We start from the raw sequence: 7,831 nt of genomic DNA on the forward strand, positions 1-7,831 counted from the left end.
GCCCCGGCCCCCCGCGGCTGCCGCGCGAGGCGGCGGACCCGACGGCGCTGCCCGGCGGGGTGTCCCGCGTGGTCGCGCGCACGGGCGGCGAGGCGGCAACCGAGGTGACGACGACGCCGTCAGGGGCGGAGCGGGAGGACACGGCACGTGGGAACTGACTCCCGACAGCCTCGGTCGAACGGCCGGGGCGAACACGAGGACGGGCCGGCCGGAGCGCCGGCCCCCGTACGTGCCGCCGATGCGAACCGCGCGGTGGGCGCGCCCCGCGCCGGCCGCGCCGCCGGTGTCGGTCGTGGCGCCGTGGTGCTGGCCGTGGGCGGTGTGCTGGTCAGCGGGTGTGCCGGGATGCCGGACAAGGGGGACGTGCGGCAGGTGCGCGCTTCCAACCCCGGGGACTCTCAAGTGCGGGTGTACGCGGTGCAGCCGCGCGAGGGGGCCGAGGCGGAGGAGATCGTCGACGGCTTCCTGGAGGCCATGACCAGTGACGACGCCGGGTTCGCGACGGCGCGCAAGTACCTGACGAAGCAGGCCGCGCGCACCTGGAGGCCGGAGGAGCGCATCAGCGTGCTCGCCACCGCGCCCGACCGCAAGCAGCCCGAGCGCACCGGCGAGCGCGAGCTGCAGGAGCTGAGCTACCCGATCTCCGGGCGGCAGATCGCGACCGTCGACGCCCGGCACGCGTACCAGCCGATCAGCCCCGCCGACTTCTCCCGCTCCATCCACCTCGTGCAGGTGGACGGCGAGGACGGGCGGGGCAAGGAGTGGCGGATCGACCGGCTGCCGCAGGGTCTGGTGCTCAGCGAGTCCGACTTCCAGCGCAACTACCGGTCGATCAACAAGTACTACTTCGCTTCCGGCGAGGACTGGGTGGTCGCGGACCCCGTCTACATCCGCAACCGCCAGGATCCGGTCACCCGCATGGATCCGGTGGCGCAGACCGTCAAAGCGCTGCTCGAAGGGCCGACGAACTGGCTGAAACCGGTCGTCGACTCGCGTTTCCCCACCGGCACCACGCTCAAGGACGGTGTCACCACCCTCACCACCGACGACCAGAGCACGCTGAAGGTGCCGCTGAACGAGAAGGCCGCGCACGTGGGCCGGGAGCAGTGCCGGCGGATGGCCGCGCAGCTGCTGTTCACGCTCGCGGATCTGCAGTCCGTCCGGATCGAGCAGGTGGAGCTGCAGCGGGCCAACGGTTCGCAGCTGTGCGTGGGCAGCAAGGCGCAGGCGGAGGAGTTCGCGCCGGTCCGGGAGTCGGGACGGGCGGAGAACGCGTTCTTCGTCGACCGGCACGGCACGCTGATGATGCTGCCCACGGGCGGCAAGGAGGTCGGCAGCGCGAGCGCGACGCTGGGCCCGTTCGGCAAGGGCGGGGCACCGCTGCAGTCCGTCGCCGTGGCCCGGGACGAGAGCCGGGCGGCCGGGGTGAGCCATGACGGCCGTCAACTGCGTGTGGCGTCGATCATCTCCGACCACGAGCTGAAACCGGCCATGGTGACCAGCTCCGCGACCAAGCCCCAGGACCGGCTGTCGGCCCCGAGCTGGGACGGCCGCGGCGACCTGTGGGTGGCTGACCGCAACCCGCTGAAGCCGCGACTGATGATGGTCCCGGACGGTGAGGGCGCCGCGGTCCCGGTCCGCACACCGCAGCTGGAGGAGGGCGCCCGCGTCGAGGCGCTGCGCGTCTCCGCCGACGGCGTACGCGTCGCCCTGCTGCTGCGCGAAAAGGGCCGGACCACCCTGCAGATCGGCCGCGTCGAGCGGCAGACCGCCGGGGGGCAGCCCGCCGTGTCCGTGGTCGACCTGCAGCGCGCCGCGCCGCGCATGGAGACCGTCTCGGCCGTCTCCTGGGCCGGTCCGAGCCGGCTCGTCGTGGTCGGCAAGGAGGCCGGCGGCGTGGAGCAGGTGCGGTACATCCAGACCGACGGCTCGACCTCGTCCGCGTCCGTGCTGCCCGGCCTCAACGAGGTGACCGCGGTGACCGCGCCGCACGACGACCGGTCGCCGATCGTGGCGGGCTCGGTCAACGAGGGCATCGTGCGGCTCGCGCCCGGCGCGAACTGGCAGTCGATGGTCAAGGCCGGTTCGTCGCCGGTATACCCGGGGTAGTCGCCCGGCCGCCCCGTACGCGTCGCCCGGCCTTGCCCCTTCGGGCGCGCCGTTGCACGGCCGGTCGGCCGGTCGCCCGTACAGCGGGGATTCGGCCGACCCGCGCCGCGCGGAATCGAACAGCGCGGAGGTGGCACCGAGGGTCGCCCCCGCGGGCTCTGAGGGAGTTGTCCACAGCGGTGGCCGGATTCCCGCACCCGGCGCACAGTGGTGGCATGCGGGGGTGGTGGCGCGAGATCGCCGGGCTGGTGCTGCCGGTTGCCTGCGGCGGCTGCGGCAGCCCGCGGACCTCGCTGTGCGCGCCCTGCGCCCGGGCGCTGTACGGCTCCGCCGCGCGCCGGGTGCGGCCGGCGCCGGAGCCGGCCGGGTTGCCGGCCGTGCATGCTGCCGCGTCGTACGTCGATCCCGTGCGCTCTGTCCTGCTCGCCCACAAGGAACGCGGGGCGCTGGGGCTCGCGGGACCCCTGGGACTCGCCCTCGCGGGGGCCGTGCGGGCCGCTGCCGGGCCCTCTGCCGCCGCGGAGGCCGGACCTCTGCTCCTTGTGCCAGTCCCCTCCGCCCGTCGCGCCGTACGGGCGCGTGGCCACGATCCGACCCGCCGGATCGCGCTGGCCGCGGCGGCGCGGCTGCGGAACACCGGACGGGCGGCGCGCGTGCTGCCCGTGCTGCGGCAGAGCCGGGAGGTGGCCGACCAGTCCGGGCTCGGCGCGCGGGCCCGGCTCGCCAACATGGCGGGCGCTCTGGAGGTCGTACGCGGCGGCGAACGGCTGCTCGGGGACGGCCCGGTGGTGCTCGTCGACGACCTGATGACCACCGGCGCCTCGCTGGCGGAGGCGGCGCGGGCACTGAGTGCCGTTCATGGGTCGTCCACCGGCGGATTCACCCGTACGAGAGCGGCCGTCGTGGCCGCTGTTCCCCGTCTGTTCGAAATAAACCGGAACTGCCGGGGAACACGCAACGTTGCAGGTGGTGAGAGGTGAAAAGCACCTCTTCGGAGGTAAGTGCTGGTAGCAGGTGCCGACACCCGTCCGAGCGAGCTATGTTCGGGTGTGAGGAAAGCGAATGCTACGCCTCAGTGAATGCACGAGTGCGCCTACAGGACAGGAGTTCAAGGCGAATTAACCTCAGGTCGGTGGGGTGGGGATCTTGCCGACTGGGGAGGAGGAGGTGAAAGTCGCCTAGTCCGAGGCTCCGGTGATCGGCCGGAGCTTGGTGCAAAGGGAGATGCTCAGCGGCAGCAGAGCCGACCTGAGCGATCCGGGAACGGAGTTCTGCGTGGACATCGTCGTCAAGGGCCGCAAGACCGAGGTGCCCGAGCGGTTCCGCAAGCACGTGGCCGAGAAGCTGAACCTGGAGAAGATCCAGAAGCTCGACGGCAAGGTGATCAGCCTCGACGTCGAGGTGTCCAAGGAGCACAACCCGCGGCAGGCCGACCGGTCCGACCGTGTGGAGATCACCGTCCATTCCCGAGGCCCGGTCATCCGGGCGGAAGCAGCAGCAGGCGACCCGTACGCAGCGCTCGACCTCGCTCACGGCAAGCTCGAGGCGCGACTGCGCAAGCAGCACAGCAAGCGGGCCACGCGCCGTGGCAACGGACGACTGTCGGCGGCAGAGGTCCCCGACGTCGTGCCGGACGTGGCCTACCTGAACGGAAGCGGCGAGCCGGTCCCCTCGCAGGAGTCCGGTGACGTGCCCACCACGATGATGGGCTCCGTCCAGGTGCAGGGCGAAGGGCCGTTGGTGGTCCGGGAGAAGACCCACAAGGCCGCCCCGATGACGCTCGATCAGGCTCTCTACGAGATGGAGCTGGTCGGGCACGACTTCTACTTGTTCGTCGACTCCGACAACAAGCAGCCCAGCGTCGTCTACCGGCGACACGCGTACGACTACGGCGTCATCCACCTGGAGTCCGACCCGCTGGCCGGGGAGGACGCGGGCGGCGCCGGCGGTGCGCTCGGCGGCTGACGACGGCCGGCCCCAAAAACCCCTCGCGGTGCCCCTGGAGCGCCCTTTGCGCCCCCAGGGGCACCCTCGTGCGACCACGGGATCACCGCACTGTCGCCCGGGCATGAAATCATGGCGTGCACGCCAACCGGTGCTCCGTGGAGCGCGGTTGGCGGACCGAACACGTACTTCAGGCCACGGCCTTCAGGGGGCGGAACGATGGCGGACAGCTTCGGGCCTGTGCACGGCGGGCGAATGCCGGACGGCGCGGCCAGCCCGGAGGGACGGGATCCGGCCAGTGGGGAGTCCCGCAAGGAGCCGATTCGCGTCCTGGTGGTGGACGACCATGCCCTGTTCCGCAGAGGCCTGGAGATCGTGCTCGCGCAGGAGGAGGACATCCAGGTCGTCGGCGAGGCCGGGGACGGGGCGGAGGCCGTCGACAAGGCGGCCGATCTGCTGCCCGACATCGTGCTGATGGATGTGCGGATGCCCAAGCGCGGTGGCATCGAGGCGTGCACCTCCATCAAGGAGGTGGCCCCCAGCGCGAAGATCATCATGCTGACGATCAGCGACGAGGAGGCCGACCTCTACGACGCGATCAAGGCGGGCGCGACGGGTTATCTCCTCAAGGAGATCTCCACCGACGAGGTCGCCACGGCCATTCGCGCGGTCGCCGACGGTCAGTCGCAGATCAGCCCGTCGATGGCGTCGAAACTCCTCACCGAGTTCAAGTCGATGATCCAGCGGACCGACGAGCGCCGGCTCGTTCCGGCGCCCCGGCTGACCGACCGGGAACTGGAAGTGCTCAAGCTCGTGGCCACCGGAATGAACAACCGGGACATCGCCAAGGAGTTGTTCATTTCCGAGAACACGGTGAAGAACCACGTCCGGAACATCCTGGAGAAGCTGCAGCTGCACTCCCGGATGGAGGCCGTGGTCTACGCCATGCGGGAGAAGATCCTCGAGATCAGGTGACGGCGCTCACCACGGGACCGCGATGACCGTGGTCAGTCGAGCGCGGCGATGAGCGTGGTCAGTCCAGCGCGGCGATGAGCGTGGTCGCGAGTTCGGGGCGGTCGACCTGCTCGATCCGGACCGTGTCGCAGCCGACCCACTCGGCCGCCTCGCGCAGCGCCTGCGCCATCGGGGCGACCGCCTTCGGGGTGTCCAGGGACACCTGCCGGGCCACCAGCGTGCGCCCCTCGCGCGCCGGGTCGACCCGGCCGAGCAGCTTCCCGCCGGCGAGCAGCGGCATCGCGAAGTAGCCGTGCACCCGCTTCTGCTTGGGCACGTACGCCTCCAGCCGGTGGGTGAAGCCGAAGATCCGCTCCGTCCGGGCCCGCTCCCAGATCAGCGAGTCGAAGGGCGACAGCAGCGTCGTACGGTGCCGGCCGCGCGGCTCGGTCGCCAGTGCCGCCGGGTCGGCCCATGCGGGCTTCGACCAGCCGGCCACCGTCACAGGCACCAGACCCGAGTCGGCCACCGCCGCGTCGAACTGCTCGCCCTTGAGCCGGTGGTAGTCCGCGATGTCCGCCCGGGTCCCCACGCCGAGCGCCTCACCGGCCTGACGCACCAGGCGTCGCACACACTCGGCGTCGTCCAGCTCGTCGTGCAGCAGCGCCTCGGGGATCGCCCGCTCGGCCAGGTCGTAGACCCGCTTCCAGCCGCGCCGCTCCACGCAGACCACCTCGCCGTACATCAGCGCGCGCTCGACGGCGACCTTCGACTCGGACCAGTCCCACCACTCGCCCTTGTTCTTCGCGCCGCCCAGCTCCGTCGCCGTCTGCGGGCCCTCGGCGCGCAGCTGCTTGATCACCGCGTCGTACGCGCCGTCCGCGAGGTCGTGGTGCCAGTGCGGCCGGGTGCGGTAGGCGCGGCGGCGGAACGCGAAGTGCGGCCACTCCTCGACCGGCAGGATGCAGGCCGCGTGCGACCAGTACTCGAAGGCGTTGCTTCGTGGCGGAGCCGCGCCATCGGGCACAGCCGTCCAGTACGCGGCCTCGACCGCGGTCCGGCCCACCGCGCCGAGGCGGGCGTACGGGATCAGCTCGTGCGACCGGGCGAGGACCGAGATCGTGTCCAGCTGGACCGCGCCCAGGTGGCGCAGCACACCCCGCACCCCGGCCCGCCGGTCCGGCGCGCCGAGGAACCCCTGGGCGCGCAGCGCGATGCGGCGGGCTTCGTCGGCGGACAGTTCGGCGGCGGGCGGCGGCACAGTCGTCATGGTCCGCACCCTAGGCCCCGGCACTGACAGTCAGCCCCGGGCCGGGAGGTACGGCAGCGGGGCCGGCAGCTCCAGGTCGGACGGGAGCAGCGCGCCGACCCAGCAGTCCCGGAGCGTCCCCTGGTTCAGGAGGCCCGCCCGCAGCACGCCCTCCACCGTGAAGCCGGCCTTCTCGGCGACCGCGCGCGAGCCCGCGTTGCCGACCTCCGCGCGCCACTCCAGGCGGGTGCAGCCGAGGTCGGTGAAGGCCCAGCGGGCCAGGCCGAGCACGGCCTCCGTCATGTAGCCGCGGCCCCGGTGCGCCTTGTCCGCCCAGAAACCGACCTCCCAGCCGCCCGAGCGCGGGTGGTGCAGGCCGATCGCCGCGAGCGCCGGGCCGCCTGGTCGGAGGCGTACGGCCAAGTGGTACTCCGTGCCGGAGCGCCAGCCATCGGGCACCATGCGATTCAGGAAGTGATCGGCGTCCTGGCGGCCGTAGGGGGAGGGGATCGTCGTCCAGCGCTGGATCTCCGGATCCTGGCAGCTCGCGTACACCCCCTCCAGGTCCTCGGGGAGGAAGGCGTCCAGCAGCAGGCGTTCGGTGATCAGCGTGACGGGCTCCATGACGGGATTCTGGGGGTCCGGCGGAGGCGACGCGACCCCTTTCGTCAGGAGATTTCGTCAGGAGATTCGGGACGAGAGGCACCTTCTGAGCCCCTCGTGCGTTCTCTTTCCGGGCGGCAGTTCGCATCGAGGACTGCGGACCTCCCTGCGCGGCGGCCTCCTCGCTTACGATGGCCGTTGCGGTGGGGACCACCTGCCGTGCCCGTGCCAGAGTCCTCACAAGACCCAGTGCCAGGCCCGACCGGCAAGGAGACCAACCTCAGTGTCCGTCTTCAACAAGCTCATGCGTGCAGGCGAAGGCAAGATCCTGCGCAAACTGCACCGCATCGCGGACCAGGTCAACTCCATCGAAGAGGACTTCGTCAACCTCTCCGACGCCGACCTGCGGGCGCTGACCGAGGAGTACAAGGAACGCTACGCCGACGGCGAGAGCCTCGACGACCTGCTCCCCGAGGCCTTCGCCACCGTCCGGGAGGCGGCCAAGCGTGTCCTCGGCCAGCGCCACTACGACGTCCAGATCATGGGCGGCGCCGCGTTGCACCTCGGCTATGTCGCCGAGATGAAGACCGGTGAGGGCAAGACCCTCGTCGGCACGCTCCCCGCCTACCTCAATGCGCTCTCGGGCAAGGGCGTCCACCTGATCACGGTGAACGACTACCTGGCCGAGCGTGACTCCGAGATGATGGGCCGGGTCCACAAGTTCCTGGGCCTGGATGTCGGCTGCATCCTCGCCAACATGACGCCGGCTCAGCGTCGCGAACAGTACAACTGTGACATTACGTACGGAACGAACAATGAGTTCGGCTTCGACTACCTCCGCGACAACATGGCGTGGTCCGCGGACGAGCTCGTCCAGCGCGGCCACAACTTCGCCGTGGTCGACGAGGTCGACTCGATCCTCATCGACGAGGCCCGGACCCCGCTGATCATCTCCGGCCCGGCCGAGCACTC

At 71.2% G+C, this 7,831-nt stretch carries 7 protein-coding genes; 5 read left to right on the forward strand and 2 right to left on the reverse strand.

Going from position 1 to position 7,831, the window contains the following annotated elements; all coding sequences use genetic code 11:
- The first annotated feature begins 252 nt into the window (after positions 1 to 252).
- The 4 genes from VIU94_RS07920 to VIU94_RS07935 all read left to right on the forward strand — a co-directional run bounded on the left by VIU94_RS07920 (position 253) and on the right by VIU94_RS07935 (position 5,028).
- Complete coding sequence (locus VIU94_RS07920; protein ID WP_524540625.1) at positions 253 to 2,109, forward strand: GerMN domain-containing protein; 1,857 nt, start codon at positions 253 to 255, stop codon at positions 2,107 to 2,109.
- Positions 2,110 to 2,324: 215 nt separating this feature from the next.
- A complete protein-coding gene (locus VIU94_RS07925; RefSeq protein ID WP_331909027.1) occupies positions 2,325 to 3,089 on the forward strand; it encodes a ComF family protein in 765 nt (254 codons plus the stop codon).
- Positions 3,090 to 3,384: 295 nt separating this feature from the next.
- Positions 3,385 to 4,074, forward strand: coding sequence for a ribosome hibernation-promoting factor, HPF/YfiA family (gene hpf / locus VIU94_RS07930; protein WP_331909029.1), 690 nt, complete (start codon positions 3,385 to 3,387; stop codon positions 4,072 to 4,074).
- Between the two features lie 198 nt (positions 4,075 to 4,272).
- Positions 4,273 to 5,028 carry a response regulator gene (locus tag VIU94_RS07935; protein ID WP_331909031.1) on the forward strand — a complete coding sequence of 252 codons (756 nt, stop codon included), beginning with the start codon at positions 4,273 to 4,275 and terminating at the stop codon, positions 5,026 to 5,028.
- 58 nt (positions 5,029 to 5,086) lie between these two features.
- Here the strand turns inward: VIU94_RS07935 and VIU94_RS07940 are convergent, their stop codons facing one another.
- Positions 5,087 to 6,277 (reverse strand): winged helix-turn-helix domain-containing protein, encoded by a 1,191-nt coding sequence (locus VIU94_RS07940; protein ID WP_331909033.1) that lies wholly within the window; start codon positions 6,275 to 6,277, stop codon positions 5,087 to 5,089.
- A 30-nt stretch (positions 6,278 to 6,307) separates the two neighbouring features.
- Entirely contained in the window at positions 6,308 to 6,880 is a 573-nt protein-coding gene (locus VIU94_RS07945; protein ID WP_331909035.1) for a GNAT family N-acetyltransferase, read from the reverse strand.
- Between the two features lie 262 nt (positions 6,881 to 7,142).
- On the opposite strand from VIU94_RS07945, the gene VIU94_RS07950 reads away from it, so the two are divergent.
- The coding region (locus tag VIU94_RS07950; RefSeq protein WP_331909037.1) for a DEAD/DEAH box helicase at positions 7,143 to 7,831 on the forward strand (689 nt) is incomplete at its 3' end.

It is taken from the genome of Streptomyces sp. (assembly GCF_036566765.1).
In the GTDB taxonomy this organism is placed as follows: Bacteria; Actinomycetota; Actinomycetes; order Streptomycetales; family Streptomycetaceae; genus Streptomyces.

Bases quoted from the DNA above. Each gene is read 5' to 3' on its own strand.
- VIU94_RS07925 (WP_331909027.1), top strand. From the start codon at position 2,325: ATGCGGGGGTGGTGGCGCGAGATCGCCGGGCTGGTGCTGCCGGTTGCC.
- VIU94_RS07935 (WP_331909031.1), top strand. From the start codon at position 4,273: ATGGCGGACAGCTTCGGGCCTGTGCACGGCGGGCGAATGCCGGACGGC.
- VIU94_RS07940 (WP_331909033.1), bottom strand. From the start codon at position 6,277: ATGACGACTGTGCCGCCGCCCGCCGCCGAACTGTCCGCCGACGAAGCC.
- VIU94_RS07945 (WP_331909035.1), bottom strand. From the start codon at position 6,880: ATGGAGCCCGTCACGCTGATCACCGAACGCCTGCTGCTGGACGCCTTC.